The organism is Luteibacter pinisoli, from assembly GCF_006385595.1.
In the GTDB taxonomy this organism is placed as follows: domain Bacteria; phylum Pseudomonadota; class Gammaproteobacteria; order Xanthomonadales; family Rhodanobacteraceae; genus Luteibacter; species Luteibacter pinisoli.
Map to the genome: position 1 here is coordinate 1,891,425 of NZ_CP041046.1, position 22,679 is coordinate 1,914,103.

Here is a 22,679-nt window from a genome sequence, read left to right on the forward strand (position 1 = left end):
GCGTTGCCGCTAACCTGGAAGGCGGATCATTTCGCTTTCCTATGGATATACGCCGTATTCGCCTGAATCGCCGGTTCCAGAAAAACGAGCAAAGCCGCCGCCTCTCTGCGCAACGGCTCCCATGCCGGATGACTCATGGCTGCCACACAACCAACGTGGCTTGTCATGCTCATGTTCGGCACGGCAATCGCTTCCCGGGGGAGTCGCCTTACGGCGGCGACGATATCCAGGATTTTCTCGGCTTGCTCCCAATTCAGCGTCCGCGCTGATAAGCGCAGTGATCCCAACCCGCCAGAAACCATGTCACGCTGGATTTCCCAGGGCGTGTTGTGGTTTCCCATGGCCTCGCATTGGGACGCGGCATCAGAGGCGAGTACCCGAAGGCTCGTCAGGAAATAATAAAAAACGTTCTCGAACGTTTCGCGATCGTCCATCTCGGGTGAGGTCATGGCTGCCCCTGTGTTTGTCCGTCGATGAGTGCTTTGGGCATGACCCGCCCACGCGTGGCGTCAATCACCTTCGCGACAATGGCCTCGATGCGATCAAGCGGCGCGGAGACGAGAAGATCGGCGCCATCGGCGACGAAGTGTTCTTCGTCGATGTTGCCATCCAGTTCGCGGATGCGGGCGGTGACCAGCGCCAGGTCGGTGAAGTCGACGCGCATCGTCAGGTTACGCCGCTCGATGATCGCCACGCGCGGTGCCAGCCGCAGGCATTCCGCGGCGCTGCCGCCGTACGCACGCACGAGGCCGCCGGCGCCGAGCTTGATGCCGCCGTACCAACGGGTGACCACCACCGCCACGCGGTCGCAGCCCTGGCCGTCGATGGCGGCGAGGATGGGGCGGCCGGCGGTGCCGCCGGGTTCGCCGTCGTCATTGAAGCGGTAGGCGTCGCCGATGCGGTAGGCCCAGCAGTTGTGCGTGGCGGCAGGGTCGCCGACGGCCTGGAAGAAGGCGAGGGCGTCCGCCGGCGACGTGACCGGCGCGGCTTGCGCGAGGAAGCGACTCTTCTTGATCTCTTCTTCGTGCTGGAACGGCGCGACGAGGGTGGCTAGCGGGGCATTCACTGTTTCAGGTCGCGGAGGTCTTGCGGGATGTCATACGCGGGGTAGAGGCGGCGAAGTTCGGCGAGTTTCTGCAGCGCGGCGGCGCGGTCGCCCTGGTCGAGCAGGCGGCGGATTTCGCCGACGCGGTCGTCGGGGGAGAGCGGCGCGGGCGCGGCCTTCATGGCTTTCGCCTGCGAGCGGGGTTCGATGTTGGGCAGGTCGAGGTCGGCGGTGTGGCTGGCGGTGAGGCCGGCTGCGGTCGTGGGTGGTGCTGAGGGGCGGGGGCGCTGGGGGTGCGGCGGGTGACGGCGGTGCCGGCGCGGATTCTGGGGCGAAGACGAGGGCCTGGGCGTTTGGGCGAACGGCGTCGCGCACAGGGTGCGCTCCTACGCGGGGGCTTCGGCGATGCGGCGGGTGATGGCGTGGGTGGGGGCTGTGCTTTGGGCGATGAGTTTCGGGGGCGGTGCGGGGGTGGCGGCTTCTGCTTCGACCGGGGCGGGCGCGGGGGCGGCCGCCGGCTCCTGGACGGGTGCGGCGGCAGGCGCGGCGAAGCGTTCGGCGTTCCCGGCCACCGGGTCGTGGATCGGGGTGTCGCGCAGATGGAGGCCCACGCCCACGGCAAGGACGAGCACGGCGGCGCTGCCCAGGGCGACGGGCCAACGGGGGCGGCGGCGTACCGGCGGCGTGACGCGCAGGGCGGCGGCCAGCACGGCGGCATCGAGGGCCGCGTCGGGCTCGGCCTTGGGCAGGCGCGCGTACAGCGCGGCGAGCTCGCGCTCGTCCGGCAGGTCGTCGTCGTGGGGCGGTGGCGTATTCGGATTCATGTCGATGTCGCAAACCACTGTTTGATGCGTGCCATGGCGTAGCGCAACCGCGATTTAGCGGTTTCGCGGCCGACGCCGGTGATGGCGGCGATGTCCTCCAGGGAAAGCTCGTACTCCATGCGCAGCACGAAGGTCTCGCGCTGGTCGTCGGGCAGGCTGTCGATCGCTTGCTGCATGCGCCGGCGCAGTTCGAATTCGGACAAGGCCTGCTCGGGCTGTTCGCGCTCGGGCGCGGCCTGGTGGGCGAACACCGCTTCGGCTTCGTCGGACGAGGCCAGCGGTTTCAGTTTGCGGAAGCCGTCGATGGCGAGGTTATGCGCGATCTGCAGCAGCCACGTGCTGAACTTGGCCTCGGGCCGGTAGCGGTCGCGCGCCGCGATGACGCGCGCCCACGTTTCCTGGAACAGCTCGTCGGCCAGCGCCCGGTCCTTCACCGTCTTCATCAGGAAGCGGTACAGCGGCCCCTTGTGCTGTGCGTATAGCGCCTTGAAGGCAGCCGCGTCCCCGCCCACCCAGGCGAGCATCAGCGCGGTATCGTCGGCCAGGGGAGCATCCATGGCCGACGAGGTTACGGCATTCGGGCGTGGCATAGGAGCCCTGGTCAGCGGGTGCCGGCCACCGGGGTCTGCATGCCGCCGGCCATCTCGGCCAGGCGCGCCATGCTGGCACGGTAGCCACCCTCATCCTTGCCCTGGGCACCGCGGGCGAGCTCGGCCACCTTGTCGTAGCCAAACCCCTCGCTGTACTTGCCGCCGCGCAGGTTGTCCGCGAAGGCCGCCACGGCCGCCGCGAAGCGCATCCGTTCGCTGGGCGAGGTCACGGCGGCGGAGAGCGGCTGTTCGATCAGCTGGCTCGCGCCGCCCTCGGGCGCCTTGTAGCGCAGGCGGAGGAAGGCGAGTTCGGAACCCTTGGCCGCCGGTGCCTCCGCGCCGTAGCGCAACGGGTCGACGTGGGCATCCTTCGCGCCCTTCAGCGTGATCTCGTACAGCGCCGTGACATTCGCACCCGCGCCGATCTCGCCCGCATCCACCGCATCGTTGTTGAAATCCTCGCGGGCCAGCATGCGCTTCTCGTAACCGATCAAGCGGTATTCGGCGACAACGCCGGGATTGAATTCCACCTGGATCTTCACGTCCTTGGCGATCGTCATCAGCGTGGCGGACATTTCATCCACCAGCACGCGGCGGCCTTCTTCCAGGCTGTCGATGTAGTGGTGGCTGCCGTTGCCGACGTCGGCGAGGCTCACCGCCATCTCGTCGTTGTAGTTGCCCTCGCCAAAGCCGAGCGTGGTGAGGGCGATACCGCTGCGCCGCTTGTCGGCGATGCGGTCTTTCAGCTGCTGCACGCCCACCGTGCCCACGTTGAAGTCACCGTCGGTGGCGAGGATCACGCGGTTGACGCCGCCCTTGATGAAGCCCTTCGCCGCCTGTGCATAGGCCAGGTCGATACCCGCGGCACCGTTGGTCGAACCACCGGCGCCCAGCGCATCAATGGCGGCGTTGATCTTCGCGTGCTGGTCGCCCGGCGTGGACGACAGCGCCACGCAGGTGCTGCCCGCGTAAGTCACCAGCGAGATGCGATCCTGCGCGCGCAGCTTCGGCACCACCTGCTTCAGCGAGGCCTTCAGCAGCGGCAGCTTCTCGGGCTCGTCCATGGAACCGGAGACATCGACGAGGAACACGAGGTTGGCCGCGGGGATCTCACTGGCCGGCACGGTATAGCCCTGGATGCCCACCAGCAGCAGCTGGCGGTTGGCGTTCCACGGCGAGGGTGAGAACTCGGTGGTGACGCTGAAGGGGCGCGAACGATCCTTCGGCGCCGCGTAGCCGTAGTTGAAGTAGTTGATGAACTCCTCGCTGCGCACGGCGTCCGCGGGCGGGAGCTGGCCTTCGCTGAGCATGTGGCGCACGTTCGTATACGAACCCGTGTCCACGTCGATGCTGAAGGTCGACACCGGATCGGCCGCCGCCTGGTGCACCGGATTGGTGTCGCGATGGGCGTAGCGGCTGGTGTCCACCTCCTGCACGGCGAGGCCGCCGATGATGACGCCGGGCGGGACCATGTTGGCGGCGATCTTGGCGGGTGCAGATGGCGCGGGTGGTGCGGGCACTGCCGTCGCGACAGCCTCCTGGTCGAGCATCTGCACCTTGGCCTGCGCCGGCATGGCATGCATGGCCATGCGCGCCTGCGGCTGCATCATCGGCGGCGCGGACGGCGCGTAGCCATAGCGGACGCGCGGCGCATCGCTGCAGTTCACGTCGGTTTCGGGGGCGGGCACGGGCGCCACGCGGCGCACGGCCGGCTGGGGTTGCTCGGCGCCGGCGGCACCGGCCGCGGCGACCAGGCCGGTAAAGAGCAGGGAAAGGGTGACGCGAAGGGTGTTCATCGTGCATGGCCTCCTTGGGGACATGACGATGAAACGGGGCAACCCGGCAAACGGGGTTAAACGCTGCGTGCGATCGATTCGATGTTGTTTTCGGCCGGGCCGCCGACGCGGTTGCGGCCGGCGTGCTTCGCCCGGTACAGGGCGCGGTCCGCGGCGTTGAGTAGTTCCAGCGGACCGCTGGTGCCGCTGGCCTGGATGGCCGCGACGCCGATGGTGATGGTCAGCATGCCGAACGGGCTGCGCGGGTGGGCGATGGCCTGCTCCTGCACCTGGGCACGCAGGCCTTCGGCCAGCTGCAGCGCTTCGGCGATGCGCGTGCCGGGCGCGACCACGGCAAATTCTTCGCCGCCGAAGCGGGCCAGGAAGTCACCGACGCGCAGGCCACGCGCCACCAGCGTGGAGGCGAGGGCGCGCAGGCAGTCGTCGCCGGCCAGGTGGCCGTAGCGGTCGTTGTATTCCTTGAAGTAGTCGACGTCGATCATCAGCAGCGCGATCGGTTCGCGCTGGCCGGGGCGGTGCCATTCGCGAAGCAGGCGCTCATCCAGCGCGCGGCGGTTGGCCAGCCCGGTGAGGCTGTCGACGAACACCAGGCCTTCCAGCACGTCGCGGCTGCGCGACAGGCGCGATTCTTCTTCGACCAGATCCACCTGGGCCAGCGTGCCGCGCAGGCCGATGCCGATCACGGCGGCAATCGCGCCGGTGATGCCCAGCGAGGGGTAACCCGGGATCACCATGAGGCCAAAGCCAAGCACGCTCATGGCGAGAAACGTGGGACTGGCGCTCTGCACGAAACGAACGAGGTACACCGGCGGATGCCAGTGGCGTTGTGGCTTGCGCGAGAGCGTGGCGATGCCCATGGCCAGGAACGGCACGTCGAGCAGCGCATCCCATGGCGAATCGCCGAAGTCCGGGTGGCCGCCCAGGGCCACGTAGTGGTTATAGCAATAGCCGGAGATGACGTAGCAGACGAAGAACGCCATCACCGCGCGGAAGAAGTAATGGTCGTCCGCGCGGTCGGTGGCGAGGAAGCGCAACAGCGCGGCCACGGCCAGGCAGACGTTTTCGAAATCGAGCATGCGCGCCACGTCGATGGCCTGCTGCGGGCCCATCGCGCCTTCCATCGACACGATGGAGAACGTGCGCACGTAGAACAGCACGCCGAGCAGGGCCGCCAGCACCAGGTCGATCGCCAGCGCCCACTTCTTGCGCGCGGCTACGGGGGCTGAGGAGACAGCCACGAGCACCGGCAGCACGTACAGGATGTAGAAGAACATGCTGTCGCCGGGCGCCGGGTTGGAGTTATCCAGCACGTAGTTCTGTCGCGCGGAGAGCGACATACCCACCGTCCACAGCGCGAGGCTGCCGAGCAGCAGCCACCAGCGGTTATCGCGCGGGGTGCCCGAGCGGTGCCAGGCGAAGACGACGCTGGCCATGGCCGCGACGGAGACGCCAAAGAAAAAGGCATACGAAATCGCCATGCCACCGGCTGGCGTGACCGCCAGCGCGATCGCGTGGACCGCGAGGACAGCCACCGCGGCAATGACGAGTTTCATGGCGTGCCCCTGGCCCCCTGACTGCGACGCTACCCTTTTTATCGGCGGGGTCTCAGTAAAGTTGAGCCCCGCCGTCAATATCTTACGGCGCGTTTCTCGACAAATGTGAAGGCGCGTCAGGCCGCCCGGATGCTGCCCTTGGCGATGACCGGGCCGGTGGGCTGGCCGGTGGGCGAGCCGCCCGTCGGTTCCACCGAGACGGCCAGCGCGGCGGTCGGGCCGAGGCGATCGACCAGGTCCTTCGGCAGGGCGAAGCGCTTGCCATTCGCCGGCGCGAACACGCCGACTGCGATGGGAGCACCGCCCTCAGGAATCAGCCAGAGCTCGGTGTCGCGGCCCGCCGCCAGCGGCTCGGGGCTGGCGGGCACCAGCAAGAGTTCGCGACGCTCGACGTCCATCGTCGCGGTCCAGGAAGCCACGCCGTTGTCACCGGCCAGCGTGGACACCATCAGCACGGCAGGTGCCGTGGCGGCGGGCGGTGTGCCCGGCGGCCGGGTGAGGGTGAGCACCAGCAGGCAGGCGGCCACGGCCGACGCACCGACGCCAATCCAGCGCCATAGCGCCAGGCTGTCCCACAGGCTAGGGCGCGGGGCCTCGGCCTCGAGCGCCAACCGGCGGCGGATGGCGGCCCAGGTATGCGCCGGAGGTTCCACCGGATCCACCTGCATGGCCAGTGGGGTCAGCCATACCTGCCAGCGGGCGACCGCGGCTTCGGCTTCCGGCTGCTCGGCGATTTCGCGGGCCACGGCGGCCCGCGCGTCGGCGTCGAGCAGGCCAAGCACGTATTCGGCATAACGCAGGTTGTCTTTGTCGTTATCGAAAGTCGTATTCATGAGCCCAGGCACGCCCGTAATTGCATCAGGCCACGGCGGATCCAGCTTTTCATGGTGCCGAGTGGCACCTTGGCTCGTTCCGCCAGCTCGTTATACGTAGCGCCACTGAAAAAGGCTTCACGGATGGAACGGCGTTGCTGGCCCTCGAGCTCATCGAGGCATTCGTGCAGGCGCCCGTAGGCCTGGCTGTCCTCGGCCTGGGACGACGGCCCGGGCGTGTCGTCGACGATCGATTCCCAGGCGATATCGGTCGCCACGTGCACGCCGGGGCGCTGGCGCAGGCGGTCGATGGCCTTGTTGCGCACCACGGTCACCAGCCAGGTGAAGGCGCTGGACAGGGTGGCGTCAAAGGACGACGCGCGCCGCCAGATGGTGACGAAGGCTTCCTGGAGCACCTCATCGGCCTCGGCCCGGTCACCCACCAGGCGCAGGCAGACGCCGAACAAACGCGGCGAGGTGGCCTTGTAGAGTTGCTCGAAGGCCTTCTGGTCCCGGGCGCCCGTGCGCCGCAGCAAGTCGTTAAGCGCGTCCCGCTCGGCGGGCGTGGTGCCTGGCATGCTCGGAAATCCTTGTGACGATGGCGCGTGCCGGTTCTATACCACGACTGGCCGTCACGAAAACGCGACCGCGTCCGGGCGACCCTCCCTGCCGTACCTGCTCCCAAGGCGATCCGCCTGCCAAGGATTCATCCTATGACGACGAAACGCCTGCTGGTTCTCACGGCACTGGGTGCCTGCGGGCTGCCCCTGCATGCGGCGGACCGCTACGCCGGCGATGCCACGCCCCGCGGCGGTGGCGCGCTGCTCTATCACGAGATCCATTACGTCGACGGCGCCCGCCACGTGGTGAGCTACCAGTGCCCGGACGGCAAGCCGTTCGCGCGCAAGGTGCTGAGCTCCGGTACCGACCCCATGCGGCCGGACGTCACCTATGAGGACGCGCGCCAGGGCCTGCACGAGGATGTCCACGCCAGCGGCAACAAGATCGACATCCGGGTGAAGCGCCGGGGTGGCGATGACCAGGCCAAAACCATCGAGGTGCCCAACGGGGCCGTCATCGACGCCGGCTTCGATGCGTATATCCGCACGCACTGGGATTCCCTGGGCACGGGCGCCTCGGTGCCGTTCCTCGTGGCCAGCCGCTTTCGCTTCTATAACGTGCAGATCACCGGCGGCAAGGTGAGCAATGGCAAACGCCAGCTCGCCATGAAGCTGGACACCTGGTACGCCTTTGCCGTGCCCACGATCAACATGACCTACGGCGCCGACGACCACCTCTTGCTGCGTTACGAGGGCATGGGCACCGTGCGTAACGCGAAGGGGAAGGGCATCGATGTGCGCATCGACTTCCCGGCCGCGGGCCGTGCCATGGGCCTGCCGTCCTCGGCCGTGGACGACGTGCTCCACGCCAGGCTGGATGGCACCTGCACCACCTGAGTGCCGGGGCCGTGCATCCGCCGGGGTGGTTCACCCGTATACACCGGTGACGATCCCCGGAGCCTGCCGCCCCATGCGTTTTCCAGCCGCCCCTGACGCACCGCATCGCACCCCGCGCCTGGGCGTGCTCCGCCGCTGGTTCGATACCAGCGCGGATGCCCCGGCCGACGATGCGCGGGCCGACCGCATCGACTGGCTGCGGGCGGCGCCGTTCGTGGCGATGCACCTGGCCTGCGTGGCGGTGATCTGGACTGGGACATCCGCCGTCGCGGTGGCGGTGGCCGTGGCGATGTACGTGGTGCGCATGTTCGCCCTCACCGGCTTCTACCACCGCTACTTCTCGCACCGGACCTTCCGCACCTCGCGCCCGGTGCAGTTCGTTTTCGCCGCCATCGGGGCCTCGTGCGTGCAGCGCGGGCCGCTGTGGTGGGCGGCCCACCATCGCCATCATCACCGCCATGCGGATACGCCCCAGGATCCGCACTCGCCCAAGGTGCACGGCTTCCTGTGGAGCCATGCGGGCTGGTTCCTGACCCCGCGCGGCTTCCGCACCCACATCGACCGCGTGCCGGATTTCGCCGCGTGCCCCGAACTGCGCTGGCTCGACCGTTACGACACCGCCGTGCCAGTGTTGCTGGCGGTGGCGTTGTTTGGCTTCGGCAAGCTGCTTGAACACGTGGCCCCGGGGCTGGGGACCAGTGGCTGGCAGATGCTGGTGTGGGGCTTCTTCATCTCCACCGTGGTGCTGTTCCACGCGACGGTGACGATCAATTCGCTGTCGCACCGCTTTGGCACGCAGCGTTTCGCCACGCGCGACGAGAGTCGCAACAATCCCTGGCTCGCGTTGCTTACCTTTGGCGAAGGCTGGCATAACAACCATCATTTCTTCCCCGGCACGGTGCGCCAGGGCTTTCGCTGGTGGGAGGTGGATCTCACCTGGTATGGCCTGTGGCTGATGGCACGCCTTGGCCTGGTTCGTGATCTCAAGCCCATCCCGGCGTGGGTGGCAGCAAAGATGAGGCGCTAAGGCATGCGAGTCGCTGTGGTCGGGTCGGGTATCGCGGGGCTGGCCTCGGCGTGGCTGTTGTCGCGCCGCCACGAGGTGGTGCTGTTCGAAGCGAGCCACCAGCTGGGCGGTCACGTGCATACCCACACGATCGCGCTGCATGGGCGCGAGTACCAGGTGGATACCGGCTTCATCGTGCATAACCCGGCGCACTATCCGCTGCTGACCGGCCTGTTCAAGGAACTGGACGTGGCGACGCAGCCGACCACCATGAGCTTCGCGGTGCGCAGCGAAGCCTCGGGCCGCGAGTACAACGCCACCTCGTTGTCCACGCTGTTCTGCCAGCGCCGCAACCTGTGGTCGCCGCGCTTCTACGGCATGCTGCGCGACCTGTTTCGCTTCTACCGTGAAGCACCGGCGCTGCTCGATGTCGAAGGGCCGGGCCCGACCCTCGGCGAGTACCTGGACCGTAACGGCTACGGCAGCCTGTTCCGCGATGAGCACCTGGTGCCGATGGCGTGCGCCCTGTGGTCGTCGCCGTCGAGCAGCATCCTGGGTTTCCCCGCGAAGTATCTCGTCCGCTTCATGGCCAACCACCACATGCTGCAGGCCTCGGGCCGGCCGGAGTGGCGCGTGGTGACCGGCGGCTCCCTGCGTTACGTCGAGGCCATGCGTGCCCGCTGGAACGTCACCGAGCGCATCGCGACGCCGGTGCTGGCCGTGCAGCGGCATGCGGATCGCGTGGACGTGCTGACCCACCGGGGCAGCGAGAGCTTTGATGAAGTGGTGCTCGCCTGCCACTCGGACCAGGCGCTGGCGCTGCTGGCGGATGCCCATCCGGTCGAGCGCTTCGTCCTCGGCGCCATGCGTTACCAGCCGAACGAAACCGTGCTCCACACCGATGCGTCGCTGCTGCCGCGCTCACGCAAGGCCTGGGCCGCGTGGAACGCCTGGGTACCGGCCACGCCGGGCGAGGCCTGCACGGTGAGCTACTGCATGAACCTGCTGCAGGGCATCGAATCGCCTGAACCCTTCGTCGTGACGCTTAACCGCAGCGAGTCGATCGACCCGGCGAAGGTGCTGCGCCGCATGACGTACCACCACCCGGTGTACTCGCATGCCTCCGTGGCGGCACAGGGCTGCAAGGCGGAGATCCAGGGCAAGCATCGCACCTGGTTCGCCGGCGCCTACTGGGGCTGGGGTTTCCACGAGGATGGCATCCGCAGCGCGGTGGAACTCGCGCACGATTTCGACCGCGTGGCCACCACCCGGCGGGCCTTCGCATGAGTGCCGCGTTCGCCAGCGCCGTGTACGAAGGCATGGTGACGCACCGTCGCCATGCGCCGAAACCGCATGCGTTTTCGTACCGCATGGCCCAGCTGTGGCTGGACCTGGACGAAGTGGATGCGGTGTTCGCCTCGCGCTGGTTCTGGTCCGCCCATGGCCGCAACCTCGCCGAATTCCGCCGTACGGATTACTTCGGCGCCGCGGAAACGCCGCTTGCCGACGCCGTGCGTGATCGCGTGGGGCAGGTGCTGGGCCAGCGGCCGTCCGGCCCGGTGCGCATGCTCGCCCACCTGCGCTATGCCGGGTTCGTGTTCAATCCGGTGAGTTTCTATTACTGCTACGAAGCGGACGGCGAAACGCTGGCCGGTGTCCTGGCGGAAATCACCAACACGCCGTGGCATGAGCGCCATGCCTATGTGCTCCCGGCGACCGGCCCCGGCGGCCATGCCGTGGACGAACGGTTTGCCAAGGCCTTCCACGTCTCGCCCTTCATGCCGATGGACCGCACGTATCGCTGGCGCTTCACCCGCCCGGACGAACGCCTGCTGGTGCACATGGACATCCTGCGCGATGGCGAGCGCGAGTTCGATGCGCATCTTGCCCTGGAACGGCGGCCCCTTACCGGCGCCTCGCTGGCGCGCGTGTTGTGGCGTTACCCGCTGATGACGGCCAAGGTCGTCGGTGCCATCCATTTTGAAGCGTTGCGCCTGTGGCTGAAGGGCAACCCCGTCCACGACCACCCCGGCAAACTGCCAAAGGGCATGTATGAACGCGATCGTCCGTAACGCAAGCGATACCCTGGTGCCCCGCAGCCTGCGCTTCCTGCGCGGGCAGTTGCTGCGCCGGATGGCGGGCCTGCAGCACGGCCACCTGGTGATCATCGATGCGCTGGGGACCGTCGAGCTGGGCAGTCCGTCGCGCGCCGGCTCGGTGCACATCGTCATCCATGACATGGGCTTCTACCGCACCGTTGCGGGCAACGGCAGCGTGGGCGCGGGCGAATCGTTCATGGACGGCCAGTGGACCTGCGACGACCTGGTGGGCCTGGTGCGCCTGCTCGTGCGCAACCGCGACCTGCTCGACGGCATGGAAGGCGGCATGGCCCGTATCGGCGGCTGGGCGATGAAGGCCTGGGCCGCGCTGCGCCGGAACACCCGTGACGGCAGCCGTCGCAATATCGCCGCCCATTACGATCTCGGCAATGACTTCTTCAACCTGTTCCTGTCCGACGACCTGATGTATTCGTCGGCCTTGTGGGAAGGGCCGGGCGATACGCTGGAAGCCGCGTCACGCCGCAAGCTGGATCGCGTCTGCCAGTGGCTGGAGCTGGGCCCGGGCGACCGCGTGATCGAGATCGGCACGGGCTGGGGTGGCTTCGCGCTGCATGCCGCGCGCCACTATGGCTGCCACGTGACGACCACCACCATCTCGCGCGAACAGCACGCGCTGGCCTCGCGTCGCGTCGCCGATGCGGGCCTGGGCGACCGCGTCACGCTGCTGCTGGAGGATTACCGCGAGCTGCAAGGCCAGTACGACAAGCTGGTGTCCATCGAAATGGTGGAAGCCATCGGCGCGGCCTACCTCGATACGTACTTCGGCAAAGTCGGCGCGCTGCTGCGTCCGGGCGGGCGGGCGCTGCTGCAGGCCATCACCATTGAAGACCATCGTTACGCGCAGGCCTTGCGCGCCGTGGACTTCATCAAGCGATACGTCTTCCCTGGCAGCTTCATTCCTTCGGTGAATGCGATGCTCGCCGCCAAGACCCGGGCCACCGACCTGGCCTTGCTGCGCCAGGAAGACTTCGGCCTCTCGTATGCGCGCACCCTGCATGCCTGGCGCGAGCGCTTCCTCGGTGCGCGGCCGGAAGCGCGCGGGCAAGGCTTCGATGAGCGCTTCCTGCGCCTGTGGGAGTTTTACCTGGCGTACTGCGAGGGCGGCTTCCTGGAGCGTTCCATCGGTGTGTCGCACCTGTTGTTCGCCAAACCGGGCACGCCGGCGTGAGTACGCTCCATACCCTCCTGACGATGTGGCTTACCGCCGCATGGGCCATGGCGGGTGGCTGGGCATGGCAGCGCCGCAAGACCAACGCCGGCATCGTCGACGTGTTGTGGGCGGCCGGGCTCGGCGTGGCGGCGCTGTTCACCGCGTGGGTGGGGCAGGGCGCGGCATCCACGCGCCTGTGGCTGGCCGTGCTGGGTGGTGCGTGGGGTGCGCGCCTGGCCTGGCACCTGTGGCAGCGCGTGCGCAGCGAGCCGGAGGATGGCCGCTATCGGGCGCTGCGCGCGGCGTGGCATGGGCACCAGGGCAAGTTCTTCGGCTTCTTCCAGTTCCAGGCGTTCCTCATCGGTGTGTTCGCGGTGCCGTTCATCGCCGTGGCGGCCAATGCGGAAGGCGCTGGCGCGTGGACCCTGCCTGCGGTGCTCGTGTGGGTGGTCAGCGTGGCGGGTGAAACCCTGGCCGATCGCCAGCTGTCGCGCTTCCGTGCGGATCCGGCGAACCATGGCAAGACCTGCCGCGCCGGCTTGTGGCGCTATTCGCGCCACCCGAACTATTTCTTTGAGTGGCTGCACTGGTTCACCTATGTGTTCCTCGCCATCGGCTCGCCGCTGGCGTGGCTGGCATGGAGTGGCCCGGTGGTGATGTTCCTGTTTATCCGTTTCGTGAGTGGCGTGCCGTTCACCGAGGCGCAGGCGTTGCGGACGCGCGGGGACGATTACCGCCGCTACCAGCGCGACACGCCGATGTTTTTCCCCTGGTTTCCCAAGCCTTCGCGCGAGGACGCATGACCACCATCGCCAACCCCACGGGCTACGCCCGCGAAAACGACGTCGCTCCCGGCCTGCTCGGCCTGGCCGAACGCGGCCTGGTGCCGGATGCCCTCCTGCGCGCCGGCATCCGTCGGCTGTGCGCCGAGCGCATGACGCACGAGCGCCGCGGCGGCGAAGGCGCCACCGCGGAACGCTTCCAGGCGCTGATAGACACCCTGCGGCATAGCGAGGTGGCGATCCACACCGACGCCGCCAATGGCCAGCATTACGAACTGCCCCCCGCCTTCTTCGAGCTGTGCCTGGGCCACCGGCTGAAATATTCCAGCTGCTATTACCCGCGGCCCGGCATGACCCTGGACGAGGCCGAAGAGGCGATGCTGGCGCTTTACAGCGAGCGCGCGGAGCTGGCCGATGGCCAGGCGATCCTGGAACTCGGTTGCGGCTGGGGCTCGCTCACCCTGTGGATGGCCCAGCGCTATCCACGGGCGCGGATTACCGCGGTATCCAATTCGGCCCCGCAGCGCCGTCACATCCAGGCCCGCTGTGCGGCGCTGAACATCCACAATGTGCAGGTGATCACGGCCGACGTGAACACGCTGACCCTGCTTGACGCCGATTATGACCGTTGCGTGTCGATCGAGATGTTCGAGCACATGCGCAACTACGCGACCCTGCTCAAGCGCATCGGCCGCTGGCTGAAGCCGGGTGGCAAGCTGTTCGTGCACATCTTCACCCACCGCACGCTGATGTATCCCTTCGACACCGACGGGGACAGCGACTGGATGGCCCGGCACTTCTTTACCGGGGGGCTGATGCCGGCGGCGGATACGCTGCTATGGTTCCAGGACGACCTGCGCATCGAAGCGCGCTGGCAGGTGGACGGCACCCACTATGAGCGCACCGCCAATCACTGGCTGGCGCGCCAGGATGCGAACCGCGATGCCGTCATGGCGGTGCTGGTCGAGGCCTATGGGGACGCGGCCCGGCTGTGGTTCCAGCGCTGGCGGATGTTCTGGATGGCCTGCGCGGAGCTGTTTGGCTATGCCGGGGGCTCGGAATGGGGCGTGAGCCACTACCGTTTCACCCGGCCGCTCTACTAGGGCAGGCCTGATGTGGGGCCGGCAGGAATGTCCAATCCTGCCATCTGTGCCTGCGAGACATTTCACCTTTTCCAGCCTGTTGGCTTGGCATGGGCGGTTGGCGGTCCCACGATGGCCTGCCTGCACGTCCGCATTGAAGGAGAGTGATATGTCCTCCCGCCCCGTCAGGATCCCTGGCCCCGATCATCCGATGACCATCACGCCCGCCGGCGGGCGTGTGGTGGTGCGCGATGGCGACACGGTCATCGCCGATACCCGTCGTGCCATGAGCCTGAAAGAGTCCACGTACCCGGTGGTGCTCTACATCCCGCGCGATGACGCGAACATGGCCGTGCTGCAACGTACGGAGCACACCACCTGGTGCCCGTACAAGGGCGAGGCCTCGTATTACAGCCTCCCCGGTAACAGCGAGCGTGCCATCAACGCCATCTGGACCTACGAAACGCCACATGAGGCCGCCGCCGATATCCGCGGCCACCTGGCCTTTTACCCCGACCGCGTGTCCATCGAGCACACCCCCGACTGACCGCCGGAGTCTTCCCCATGCAAGCTCTTTTTGACACCTGGACCGCCTCGTGTACGACGGCCCCCGCCGAAGGCGCGACCCCGCCCGCGCTTTCCCTGGCCGAGCGCTATGACGCCGTGCGGGGGCGCACCGATGCGCTGGTTGCCGCACTCGGCGCCGAAGACATGCAGGCGCAGTCCATGCCCGATGCCAGCCCGGCGAAGTGGCACCTCGCGCATACCACGTGGTTCTTCGAGACCTTCCTGCTCGGGCCGAACCTGCCCGGTTACAGCGTCTTCGATGCGACGTTTGGTTACCTGTTCAACTCGTACTACGAGGCCGTGGGCCCGCGTCACCCGCGCCCCATGCGCGGCCTGATCACCCGGCCGGGCATCGATGGCGTCCGCGCGTACCGTGCGCACGTGGATACCCACATGCGCCGCTTCATCGCTGCCGGGCTCGACGCCGAGCGCGAGGCGCTGCTGCGCCTGGGCCTGGCCCACGAGGAGCAGCACCAGGAATTGCTGGTGATGGACGTGCAGCACCTGTTCGCGCAATCGCCGTTGAAGCCCGCCTTCCATCCGGCATGGCCGGCCGCGCCCGCCGGCCCCGCCGGGCGTTACCGCCACGTGGCGGGTGGCCCGGTGCGCATCGGTGTGGCGGACGAAGCCTTTGCCTTCGACAACGAAGGTCCGCAGCACACCGCGTGGCTGGAACCCTTCCAGCTGTCCGATCGCCTGGTCACCAATGGCCAGTGGCTGGCCTTCATGGCGCTCGGCGGCTATCGACGTCCGGAGCTGTGGCTCTCCGACGGTTGGGCACAGTGCCAGGCCGAAGGTTGGGACGCGCCGCTGTACTGGCAGCGCGAAGGCGACACCTGGTTCCACATGACGCCAGGTGGCTGGCAGCCGGTGGACCCGGACGCTGCCGTGGTCCACGTGAGCTTCTATGAGGCCGATGCCTACGCCCGCTGGGCCGGCGCGCGCCTGCCTACCGAAGCGGAGTGGGAACACGCCGTGCGCACGCGGCACGACCTCGAGCAGGTATACGACACCGCATGGCAGTGGACCGCCAGCGCGTACACCGCCTATCCCGGTTTCACCGCCGCGGACGATGCCGTGGGTGAGTACAACGGCAAGTTCATGAGCGGGCAGATGGTGTTGCGCGGTGGTGCGTCGGTGACGCCGCCAGGCCATTCGCGGCCGTCGTACCGGAATTTCTACCGTCCGGGGCAGCGCTGGATGTTTGCCGGCGTGCGTCTGGCACGGGCCCTCGCCCGGGCGGATGACGACGAGCGCCAGGCGTTCCTGCGCGATACCCTCGCCGGCCTCTCGACCCCGCAGAAGACCTTCTCGCCGAAGTACTTCTACGACGGTGCGGGCTCGGCCTTGTTCGAGGCCATCTGCGAGACGCCCGAGTACTACCCGACGCGCACCGAAACCGGCTTGTTGCACACCATCGCGCCGGCGCTCGCCGCGGCGATTCCCGATGATGCGGTGTTGCTGGAACTGGGTAGCGGCGCGAGCGACAAGACCCGCCTGCTGCTCGACGCGAAACCCTCGCTGGCCGCCTACGTCCCGGTGGATATCAGCCCCGACGCGCTGCAAGGCGCGGCCGAGCGCCTGCGCAGTGCCTATCCGTCGCTGGCGATCGTCCCGGTGGTGGCGGATTTCACCCAGGGCATCGATGTACCCGACGCGCTAGCGGGCAAGCCGGTGGTCGCGTTTTTCCCGGGCTCCACCATCGGCAACTTCGAGCCGCACGAGGCCGTGGACCTGATGCGTGCCGTCCGTCGCCGCCTTGGCGCCGGTGCCCGCTTCATCGTCGGGGCCGACCAGGTGAAACCGGTCGACGTGCTGCTCGCCGCGTACGACGATGCCGAGGGCGTCACGGCGGCGTTCAATCGCAACGTGCTGGTCCGTATCAACCGCGAACTCGGTGCCGATTTCGACGTGGGTGCGTTTGAGCACCGCGCGGTGTGGAACGCAGCGAAGTCGCGCATCGAGATGCACCTGGAAAGCAGCGTGGCGCAGACGGTGACGGTGGCCGGCCAGCGGTTCGCGTTCGAGGCCGGCGAAACCATCCACACCGAGAACTCGCACAAGTTCACGCCCGAATCGTTCCAGGCGCTGGCGGAGCGGGCAGGGTGGGCGATCGAAGCGCAGTGGATCTCCGATACGCCCGCCTTCGGCGTGTTCCTCCTGAAGGCGGTCCAGGGCGGGCCGGTCAGCGACTCTCGCGGAGGGTCATGAAACCCTCCTCGGAGACGCTGACGACGGCGCGGCGCGTGTCCTGCATGCGCACCGCGTCGTCAGTGGAGGCGCCGATCTTGGCAGCGGTCTCCGCGACACCGACGGGCGAATTACCGCGGCGCTTCTGCTTGCCGACGAAGCGTGCGTAGTTGTAGCCGGACCACGCCGTGAAGGTGACCGCCGTCGCAAGGGCGACGGTGAGCACCACCTTGATGTCCCCGCCATCGGTGATCGGATCGAGCAGGTGCAGCTGTGCCAGCGTGTCGCGGATGCCGTAGGCCCACGCGCCCAGGGTCACCAGCGGCAGCCACAGGAAGGCCCAGAACACCCACAGCACCACCGTCACCAGGCCAAACGCCGCCTTCTGCGCGCCGCTCTGGCGCTCCGGGCGCTGGATCACAATCGCTTCCGCTTTCATCGCAGCCCCCGGTCCGGGCTCACCCACACCGCACGCGTGCCCTTGCGCTTCATGATCGCCTTGGGCAACGCCACGATGGAAGTGGCCGTGTTGAGCACCCAGTACACCAGCGGGTACCAGATCATCCAGTAATAGTTGCGGCCGATACGCGTCTCGTAGCGGCGATCCACCAGCAGGCTGATGCCGAACTGCGCCAGGCAGATGATGCCCAGCACCACGCCATGCCATTGCGGCAGCAGGGTGTCGATGTACAGCGAGCGCGGCAGCTCCACGAAATGGCCGGCGGCCCAGAGCACGACGATCGTCCCCATCGTGTACGACCACAGCAAGCTGGTGAAGTATTCGAACGCCACCGGCCACATGCGCCGCTGCCGCCACTTCATCAGCCTGCCGGTGTAACGCAGCAGCACTTCGGAGCCGCCCTGGGCCCAGCGCAGGCGCTGCTTCCACAGGCCGCGCACCGTTTCCGGCATCAGGATCCAGCACAGCGCATTGGGCTCGTAGCGGATTTCCCAGTGGCGCATCTGCAGGCGCCAGCTGACATCGATGTCTTCGGTGACCATATCGGTGTTCCAGTAACCGATATCGTGCAGGGCGCTCTTGCGGAAGGCCGCGATGACGCCGGACACCGTGAAGATGCGGCCGTACACACGCTGTGCGCGCTTGATCAAGCCGATGATCGACGAGAACTCGCCCACCTGGAGCTTGCCCAGGAGGGTGGAGCGGTTGCGGATGCGCGGGTTGCCGGTGACCGCGGCGACGCGCGGGCTGTCGAGCATGTGCGCGATCATCCAGTGCGTGGCGTAATCATCCAGCAGGGCGTCGCCATCGACGCAGACGAGGAAGTCCGCCTTCGAGGCCAGCGCCGCGGCACGCAGGCCCATGGCCTTGCCCTGGTTGGACGCCATGTGGATGACGCGCAGCTTCGGGTACTGGTCCAGCAGCTGGTCCAGCTGGGCACCGGTGTCGTCCGTGGAGCCGTCGTTGATCGCGATGATCTCGAAGTTCGGCCACTGCTGGGACGCCAGATGGGCGATGGTCTCGCGCACCTGCTCGCCCTCGTTATGGCAGGGCACGATTAGCGTCACCATCGGGTACTCGGCGAGCGCGGGCGGTTTGACGCGCAGCGGCTCGTTGCGCTCCCAGCGCAGGTAGTAGATGACCCCGCCGCTCATCCACACCAGCGACATCGCCAGCGGATAGAAGAACGCGAATTCCAGAAGGAAATGCAGCACTCCGCCATTCATCGGGCAGGCTCACGGTAGGGGTAATCGGACGCCGAGATGGTCGGGCGCACGGATTCCATGTCGGGTTGATCGTGCAGGAAATCGTCGGGGTAGTAGCCGACGTGGCGCGCGCCCGCGGCCTGGACGGCGCGGATACGATCGTTGAGGTCGCCCACGTCGATGCGCTCCTTCGTGCGCCAGTTGTACGTGGCGAATTCGAACAGGGTGCGATCAGCGCCCCTGGGTTCCTCCAGCACCTTCGCGACCAGCTTGCGGTACCAGCCGAGGCGGTCGGACTGCTGGTCGAGCTGCGGCATGGCCATGATCGCCGTCATGTCGTAAGCGGCGAGGAAGGCCGGCAGGCTCTGCGCCGTCCATGCCTCGGCTTTGGGCTGGAGCACCGGGCGGGCGAGCAGGTTGCGTGCGGTAAGCAGCTGCGGGTGCCACTTCTTCATCCGCCCGGCCAGTTCCTGGGTGAACGCGATGAGCGCGCTGGTGTTCTGCGCGGGCGTGTTCGTCGCCCACGGGCCGAGCTGGTCGGTATCGCGCAGGTAGGCGTCATCCGAGAACAGCACGCCGGCTTCGTCGGTGTGCATGGCGAGGTCTTCGTAGACGTCGCCGATCATCTGGCGCACCGCCGGATCGTAGGGCGCGAGGCGGAAATGGTCGCTGCCCGGCTTGGGCTCGCCGGCCAGCGAGGGCAGGTTCTTGCCGTCCGGAAAGCGAAACGCCAGCACCGGCATCCATGCGTAAACGCGCACGCCGGCACGCGTACGCAGCTGCCACGACACGCGCGAGAACAGGTCGGCGCGCATCGGCAGGTGGCGGTTCGGGAAGTACACCGCATCCGCGACGCCATCACCGTCCGGGTCGGCGTACGCCTGTAGCCAGACCTGGCTCGGATGCAGCCGCTTGATCCGGTCGAGCAGTTTGGAGAGGTTGCGATCCTGCTGGGCCGGGTCCGGGTCGTAGATGTAATCCAGGTCGACCTGGATCGCACGCACGGCATCGACGCGCGCCTGGTGGCGCATGAGCCAGCCCAGGCGATTGGCGGTGATGTTGCCGCTGACCAGCAGGCGCGGGATGGTGCCGCCCGAGCCAAGGGAGGGAATGGCATCGCCCAGGCTGAAGGAGATCGACATGCCCAGGCCGGCCGCGACGTCCTGGCCGACGCGGGTGAAGGCGCCGTAGGGCCACGCGATGGCGCGCGGACGCACGCCGGTGTGCGCGGCGATTTCGTCCGCGCTCTTCGACAGATCGTCGCGGACGCGCGCAGCGTATTCGGCTTCCGTTTCGTAACCGTGCTTCGACGCGTCGAACTGCAGGTACGCCGCCGCCGGCATCTGGTTGCCCTGCGGGTTGCCGTTGGTGCCCTGGTGCAGCGCCCACGAATGCGAGGCGAACTCGACCAGGCCGGACTTCTGCATCTCCGCCACCTGGTCCCAGGTGAGGAAGCACGAGCGGTCGCAGTCGCTGCCGTTGTACGGCATGCGCTTGCCTTCGGGCAGGTCCATCCACGAACCCACGACCGCGGCCAGCGCGGGATAGTGATACGCGCGCAGCAGCGGGTAGACGCGGGTGTAGAAGCTTTCCAGGCCGTCGTCGAAGGTCAGCAGCACGGCGTCCTTCGGCAGCGGACGGCCGCCCTGGGAGGCTTCCTTCACCTGGTCGAAGGTGACGACGTTATAGCCGTTGGCCTTGAGCCAGTCGAAATGCGAGACGAGATGGTCGGTGCTCGTGGCGTCCGGATCACGGTCGGCATCCAGGCCGACATCATCGCGAACATCGTGGTACGCGAGCACGATGAGGTTTGGCCGCGCAGGCGCAGCCGTCTGCGCGAAGGCGGGGAGCGCCAGCCCAAGCAGGGCGAGGATCAACAACAGCGGGCGCATGGACTTCATTCTCCCCAATGCATCGTCAGGTCGAGGACGAAGCGATGTTCGCGGCGTCCGTCGTAGGGTTGGTTGTGCCAGCCGATCGACCAGCCAAAGCGCAGGCCGTCACGGGCCTGCAGCGTCTGGCCATAGCGCACGGTGGCGATCCAGCCGGTGGCATAGCCCTGCTCGGCGTACTGGCCCACGGCCACGTCGAAGCGCTGGGTGACATTGCGTTCGTAGTACTGGCCCAGCAGGTTTTCCAGCCGGCCGGTGAGGGCGTAGCTGTTGTCGCGGCGCGGGTTGAAGTACGGCCGGTCGGTGTCGGTGTTCATCGATCCACCGACTTCGATGCCGCCATCGAGCGCGAGGTTAGGTGCGGTGTGCAGGCGCTGGGTCACCGAGGCAAGCCAGCTGGTGCGCTCGTTGCCGTCGCTGAAGTGATCGCGCGAGAGGCCCAGGCGTGCCTGCGTGAGTTCGCTGGCGCGGTAGGTCACCGCGGTGTCCAGCGTCTTCGCCGAGATACCGTAGTACTGCGCGCGCAGCGGCGTGTCTTCGCCCGCGGTGCTGAAGTCGGCCGCGACGGCCCAGTGGTCGGTCAGTGACCAGTCGAAGCCGGTTTCCAGCGCGGTCTTGCCCACGTAACGGTCGGCCGACGGCAGGGCCTGCACGTAGGCTGTGAAGCCCTGCAGGTAGCCGCGGACGCCGACGCCGGCGCGGGTGCGGCGGACATCGCCCTCGGGCAGGTCGGCCGTGGAATAGCGGCCCAGCGCCAGCACGCGCCAGTGATCGTCGATGAGCGGACTCGCCACGGTGGCCTGGGTGGTGCCGTCACGGTCGCCGTAATCCGGGCTCGAGCCCTTGCCCTGCTCGGTGCTGATGTCGAACTGCCAGCCTTTCTCGCGTTCCCAGGCGCGCTCGGCACGGTCGACCCGGTCGTTGCGATCGCCCTTGGTCTGGGCGATGGCGAGCACGTCGTCGACGTCTTCGTAGTCGTAGAGCGCGCGGTACGCTTCCGCTTCGCCGAGCAGCGCGTCGATGTCGCGCTCGTTGAGGGTGGAGGCGATATGGAAATCGTCCAATGCGCGGCGTGGCCAGCCGCGGGCCATTTCGGCATTGCCGAGTTCGCGACGGATCTGCGCGTCGGTCGGCGCCTCGCGACTCATCGCGTTGATCTGCTCATACGCTGGCTGCGGCATACCCACGGAGCGGCGAAGCACCGCGGCGTTCAGGTCGGCATCGACCTTGCGCGGGTTCTGGATGGGCAGGCGAATCCCCGGCACGCGCACCCACGGCTGCTCCTTCGCGGCCAGTTCGTCGATCGTCGTAAAGGCCTTGTCGATCTGGCCGGACTCGGCGTACGCGTACATCAGCCCGATGCGCGGCTCCACGTCGGTGCTCGCGTAAGGGCCGGGATCCTTGCGAATGCTGTCTTCGTAGAGGGCGGCCGATTCGGCCGGGCGGCGGCGCACGAGCAGGGCGTCGGCGACGGCACGCTCGGCGTAAGCCGGCGGGTCCACGCCGTCTTTCTTCAGGGCGTCATAGCGCTGGATCGCTTCATCCGGGCGGCCGGCCTGGTCCAGCGCCACCAGCAGGTCGAAGGTTTCACGGCGGCGCAGGTCCGCCGGCAGCGAGGGATCGTCCGCCAGCCGGCGCGTGTCGGCCACGGCCTGGTCGGCCTCGGCGTAGGGCGTGCGCGGGTTGGCTGGCTCGCCGTTGGCCCAGCGGATCTCATGGGCGGCGTGGTCGGCCTCGAGGCGGGCGCGGTCCAGCGCGCTGGGTGGCGGCTGCAGGCCTGGCGCCAGTTCACTGGCGCGAGTGGTCGCCCCCAGCTCCGTCAACAAAGCGACGTTCATCTCGCGGGCTTCGCGATCGTCCGGCCAGCGGTCGAGCAGGGCCTGGACGTGACGCAGCGCGTCTACCCGGTGTCCCTGCGCGCGCTCATCGCGCACCTGGGCCATCAGCGCGTCGCGGCTGTCCGTTGACGTGGCCGCCAGGGCGCCGTGGGCCTGCAAGGCAAGGGCTAACGCAAGGCACAGTCTCCCCCGTGGCACGCGCGCGCTGCGCGGAGGTGTCGTCTTGAGAATTCGCATGCTGCCGTTGTGACCTTATTTCCGTCGCCGTGATAACCATTTCCGGCAACGTTATGAATTGTGGGAGGGGCGG

General features: G+C 67.7%; 22 protein-coding genes. 9 read left to right on the forward strand and 13 right to left on the reverse strand.

Going from position 1 to position 22,679, the window contains the following annotated elements; all coding sequences use genetic code 11:
- Positions 1-26 precede the first annotated feature (26 nt).
- From FIV34_RS08650 to FIV34_RS08685, 9 genes are all read right to left on the reverse strand, one after another.
- Positions 27-449 carry a hypothetical protein gene (locus FIV34_RS08650; protein ID WP_139981610.1) on the reverse strand — a complete coding sequence of 141 codons (423 nt, stop codon included), beginning with the start codon at positions 447-449 and terminating at the stop codon, positions 27-29.
- Positions 446-1,066: an IMPACT family protein gene (locus FIV34_RS08655; protein WP_139981611.1), complete on the reverse strand. Its 621-nt coding sequence runs from the start codon at positions 1,064-1,066 to the stop codon at positions 446-448. Before FIV34_RS08655 ends, FIV34_RS08650 begins: the two co-directional genes overlap by 4 nt.
- The gene (locus tag FIV34_RS20930) at positions 1,063-1,227 is read right to left on the reverse strand and encodes a hypothetical protein (protein WP_170207550.1); all 165 of its coding nucleotides are present in this window, start codon (positions 1,225-1,227) and stop codon (positions 1,063-1,065) included. Before FIV34_RS20930 ends, FIV34_RS08655 begins: the two co-directional genes overlap by 4 nt.
- A 204-nt stretch (positions 1,228-1,431) precedes the next feature.
- Complete coding sequence (locus FIV34_RS08660; protein ID WP_139981613.1) at positions 1,432-1,869, reverse strand: hypothetical protein; 438 nt, start codon at positions 1,867-1,869, stop codon at positions 1,432-1,434.
- The gene (locus tag FIV34_RS08665; protein ID WP_139981616.1) at positions 1,866-2,426 is read right to left on the reverse strand and encodes an RNA polymerase sigma factor; all 561 of its coding nucleotides are present in this window, start codon (positions 2,424-2,426) and stop codon (positions 1,866-1,868) included. The genes FIV34_RS08660 and FIV34_RS08665 overlap by 4 nt, the downstream gene beginning before the upstream one ends.
- Before the next feature lie 44 nt (positions 2,427-2,470).
- Positions 2,471-4,255 (reverse strand): vWA domain-containing protein, encoded by a 1,785-nt coding sequence (locus tag FIV34_RS08670; protein ID WP_139981618.1) that lies wholly within the window; start codon positions 4,253-4,255, stop codon positions 2,471-2,473.
- A 56-nt stretch (positions 4,256-4,311) separates the two neighbouring features.
- Positions 4,312-5,808: a GGDEF domain-containing protein gene (locus tag FIV34_RS08675; protein ID WP_139981620.1), complete on the reverse strand. Its 1,497-nt coding sequence runs from the start codon at positions 5,806-5,808 to the stop codon at positions 4,312-4,314.
- Positions 5,809-5,924: 116 nt separating this feature from the next.
- Entirely contained in the window at positions 5,925-6,641 is a 717-nt protein-coding gene (locus FIV34_RS08680) for an anti-sigma factor (RefSeq protein WP_139981622.1), read from the reverse strand.
- Positions 6,638-7,198 carry a sigma-70 family RNA polymerase sigma factor gene (locus tag FIV34_RS08685; RefSeq protein ID WP_139981624.1) on the reverse strand — a complete coding sequence of 187 codons (561 nt, stop codon included), beginning with the start codon at positions 7,196-7,198 and terminating at the stop codon, positions 6,638-6,640. The genes FIV34_RS08680 and FIV34_RS08685 overlap by 4 nt, the downstream gene beginning before the upstream one ends.
- Positions 7,199-7,333: 135 nt before the next feature.
- On the opposite strand from FIV34_RS08685, the gene FIV34_RS08690 reads away from it, so the two are divergent.
- The 9 genes from FIV34_RS08690 (at position 7,334) to egtB (ending at position 16,995) form a co-directional block, all read left to right on the forward strand.
- Positions 7,334-8,077 carry a hypothetical protein gene (locus tag FIV34_RS08690; protein ID WP_139981626.1) on the forward strand — a complete coding sequence of 248 codons (744 nt, stop codon included), beginning with the start codon at positions 7,334-7,336 and terminating at the stop codon, positions 8,075-8,077.
- A gap of 73 nt (positions 8,078-8,150) precedes the next feature.
- A complete protein-coding gene (locus FIV34_RS08695) occupies positions 8,151-9,104 on the forward strand; it encodes an acyl-CoA desaturase (protein ID WP_139981628.1) in 954 nt (317 codons plus the stop codon).
- Positions 9,105-9,107: 3 nt separating this feature from the next.
- Complete coding sequence (locus FIV34_RS08700) at positions 9,108-10,370, forward strand: NAD(P)/FAD-dependent oxidoreductase (RefSeq protein WP_139981630.1); 1,263 nt, start codon at positions 9,108-9,110, stop codon at positions 10,368-10,370.
- The gene (locus tag FIV34_RS08705; RefSeq protein ID WP_139981632.1) at positions 10,367-11,155 is read left to right on the forward strand and encodes a DUF1365 domain-containing protein; all 789 of its coding nucleotides are present in this window, start codon (positions 10,367-10,369) and stop codon (positions 11,153-11,155) included. Before FIV34_RS08700 ends, FIV34_RS08705 begins: the two co-directional genes overlap by 4 nt.
- The gene (locus FIV34_RS08710; protein WP_139981634.1) at positions 11,136-12,371 is read left to right on the forward strand and encodes an SAM-dependent methyltransferase; all 1,236 of its coding nucleotides are present in this window, start codon (positions 11,136-11,138) and stop codon (positions 12,369-12,371) included. Before FIV34_RS08705 ends, FIV34_RS08710 begins: the two co-directional genes overlap by 20 nt.
- Before the next feature lie 23 nt (positions 12,372-12,394).
- Complete coding sequence (locus tag FIV34_RS08715; protein WP_139985811.1) at positions 12,395-13,156, forward strand: DUF1295 domain-containing protein; 762 nt, start codon at positions 12,395-12,397, stop codon at positions 13,154-13,156.
- On the forward strand, positions 13,153-14,238 hold the full coding sequence (locus FIV34_RS08720) for an SAM-dependent methyltransferase (protein ID WP_139981636.1): 1,086 nt from the start codon (positions 13,153-13,155) through the stop codon (positions 14,236-14,238). Before FIV34_RS08715 ends, FIV34_RS08720 begins: the two co-directional genes overlap by 4 nt.
- A gap of 148 nt (positions 14,239-14,386) precedes the next feature.
- Positions 14,387-14,764 (forward strand): DUF427 domain-containing protein, encoded by a 378-nt coding sequence (locus tag FIV34_RS08725; RefSeq protein ID WP_139981639.1) that lies wholly within the window; start codon positions 14,387-14,389, stop codon positions 14,762-14,764.
- Positions 14,765-14,781: 17 nt separating this feature from the next.
- On the forward strand, positions 14,782-16,995 hold the full coding sequence (gene egtB, locus FIV34_RS21410) for an ergothioneine biosynthesis protein EgtB (RefSeq protein WP_139981641.1): 2,214 nt from the start codon (positions 14,782-14,784) through the stop codon (positions 16,993-16,995).
- Here egtB and pgaD read toward each other — a convergent pair.
- The 4 genes from pgaD to pgaA are packed head-to-tail and all read right to left on the reverse strand — an operon-like array spanning position 16,970 to position 22,606.
- Entirely contained in the window at positions 16,970-17,395 is a 426-nt protein-coding gene (gene pgaD, locus FIV34_RS08735; protein WP_170207551.1) for a poly-beta-1,6-N-acetyl-D-glucosamine biosynthesis protein PgaD, read from the reverse strand. The two genes, egtB and pgaD, sit on opposite strands and share 26 nt — an antisense overlap.
- 14 nt (positions 17,396-17,409) lie before the next feature.
- Complete coding sequence (gene pgaC / locus FIV34_RS08740) at positions 17,410-18,603, reverse strand: poly-beta-1,6-N-acetyl-D-glucosamine synthase (protein WP_425462920.1); 1,194 nt, start codon at positions 18,601-18,603, stop codon at positions 17,410-17,412.
- A 53-nt stretch (positions 18,604-18,656) separates the two neighbouring features.
- The gene (gene pgaB / locus FIV34_RS08745) at positions 18,657-20,540 is read right to left on the reverse strand and encodes a poly-beta-1,6-N-acetyl-D-glucosamine N-deacetylase PgaB (protein ID WP_139981647.1); all 1,884 of its coding nucleotides are present in this window, start codon (positions 20,538-20,540) and stop codon (positions 18,657-18,659) included.
- On the reverse strand, positions 20,537-22,606 hold the full coding sequence (gene pgaA / locus FIV34_RS08750; RefSeq protein WP_139981649.1) for a poly-beta-1,6 N-acetyl-D-glucosamine export porin PgaA: 2,070 nt from the start codon (positions 22,604-22,606) through the stop codon (positions 20,537-20,539). The genes pgaB and pgaA overlap by 4 nt, the downstream gene beginning before the upstream one ends.
- Between the last annotated feature and the right edge of the window lie 73 nt (positions 22,607-22,679).

Excerpts from the sequence above, each read along its gene's own strand:
- FIV34_RS08680 (WP_139981622.1), bottom strand. The coding sequence starts at position 6,641 with ATGAATACGACTTTCGATAACGACAAAGACAACCTGCGTTATGCCGAA.
- egtB (WP_139981641.1), top strand. The coding sequence starts at position 14,782 with ATGCAAGCTCTTTTTGACACCTGGACCGCCTCGTGTACGACGGCCCCC.
- pgaA (WP_139981649.1), bottom strand. The coding sequence starts at position 22,606 with ATGCGAATTCTCAAGACGACACCTCCGCGCAGCGCGCGCGTGCCACGG.
- FIV34_RS08700 (WP_139981630.1), top strand. The coding sequence starts at position 9,108 with ATGCGAGTCGCTGTGGTCGGGTCGGGTATCGCGGGGCTGGCCTCGGCG.
- FIV34_RS08660 (WP_139981613.1), bottom strand. The coding sequence starts at position 1,869 with ATGAATCCGAATACGCCACCGCCCCACGACGACGACCTGCCGGACGAG.
- pgaC (WP_425462920.1), bottom strand. The coding sequence starts at position 18,603 with ATGTCGCTGGTGTGGATGAGCGGCGGGGTCATCTACTACCTGCGCTGG.
- FIV34_RS08715 (WP_139985811.1), top strand. The coding sequence starts at position 12,395 with ATGTGGCTTACCGCCGCATGGGCCATGGCGGGTGGCTGGGCATGGCAG.
- FIV34_RS08665 (WP_139981616.1), bottom strand. The coding sequence starts at position 2,426 with ATGGATGCTCCCCTGGCCGACGATACCGCGCTGATGCTCGCCTGGGTG.
- FIV34_RS08720 (WP_139981636.1), top strand. The coding sequence starts at position 13,153 with ATGACCACCATCGCCAACCCCACGGGCTACGCCCGCGAAAACGACGTC.
- FIV34_RS08710 (WP_139981634.1), top strand. The coding sequence starts at position 11,136 with ATGAACGCGATCGTCCGTAACGCAAGCGATACCCTGGTGCCCCGCAGC.
- FIV34_RS08725 (WP_139981639.1), top strand. The coding sequence starts at position 14,387 with ATGTCCTCCCGCCCCGTCAGGATCCCTGGCCCCGATCATCCGATGACC.
- FIV34_RS08690 (WP_139981626.1), top strand. The coding sequence starts at position 7,334 with ATGACGACGAAACGCCTGCTGGTTCTCACGGCACTGGGTGCCTGCGGG.
- pgaB (WP_139981647.1), bottom strand. The coding sequence starts at position 20,540 with ATGAAGTCCATGCGCCCGCTGTTGTTGATCCTCGCCCTGCTTGGGCTG.
- FIV34_RS20930 (WP_170207550.1), bottom strand. The coding sequence starts at position 1,227 with ATGAAGGCCGCGCCCGCGCCGCTCTCCCCCGACGACCGCGTCGGCGAA.
- FIV34_RS08685 (WP_139981624.1), bottom strand. The coding sequence starts at position 7,198 with ATGCCAGGCACCACGCCCGCCGAGCGGGACGCGCTTAACGACTTGCTG.
- FIV34_RS08675 (WP_139981620.1), bottom strand. The coding sequence starts at position 5,808 with ATGAAACTCGTCATTGCCGCGGTGGCTGTCCTCGCGGTCCACGCGATC.
- FIV34_RS08695 (WP_139981628.1), top strand. The coding sequence starts at position 8,151 with ATGCGTTTTCCAGCCGCCCCTGACGCACCGCATCGCACCCCGCGCCTG.
- FIV34_RS08705 (WP_139981632.1), top strand. The coding sequence starts at position 10,367 with ATGAGTGCCGCGTTCGCCAGCGCCGTGTACGAAGGCATGGTGACGCAC.
- FIV34_RS08650 (WP_139981610.1), bottom strand. The coding sequence starts at position 449 with ATGACCTCACCCGAGATGGACGATCGCGAAACGTTCGAGAACGTTTTT.
- FIV34_RS08670 (WP_139981618.1), bottom strand. The coding sequence starts at position 4,255 with ATGAACACCCTTCGCGTCACCCTTTCCCTGCTCTTTACCGGCCTGGTC.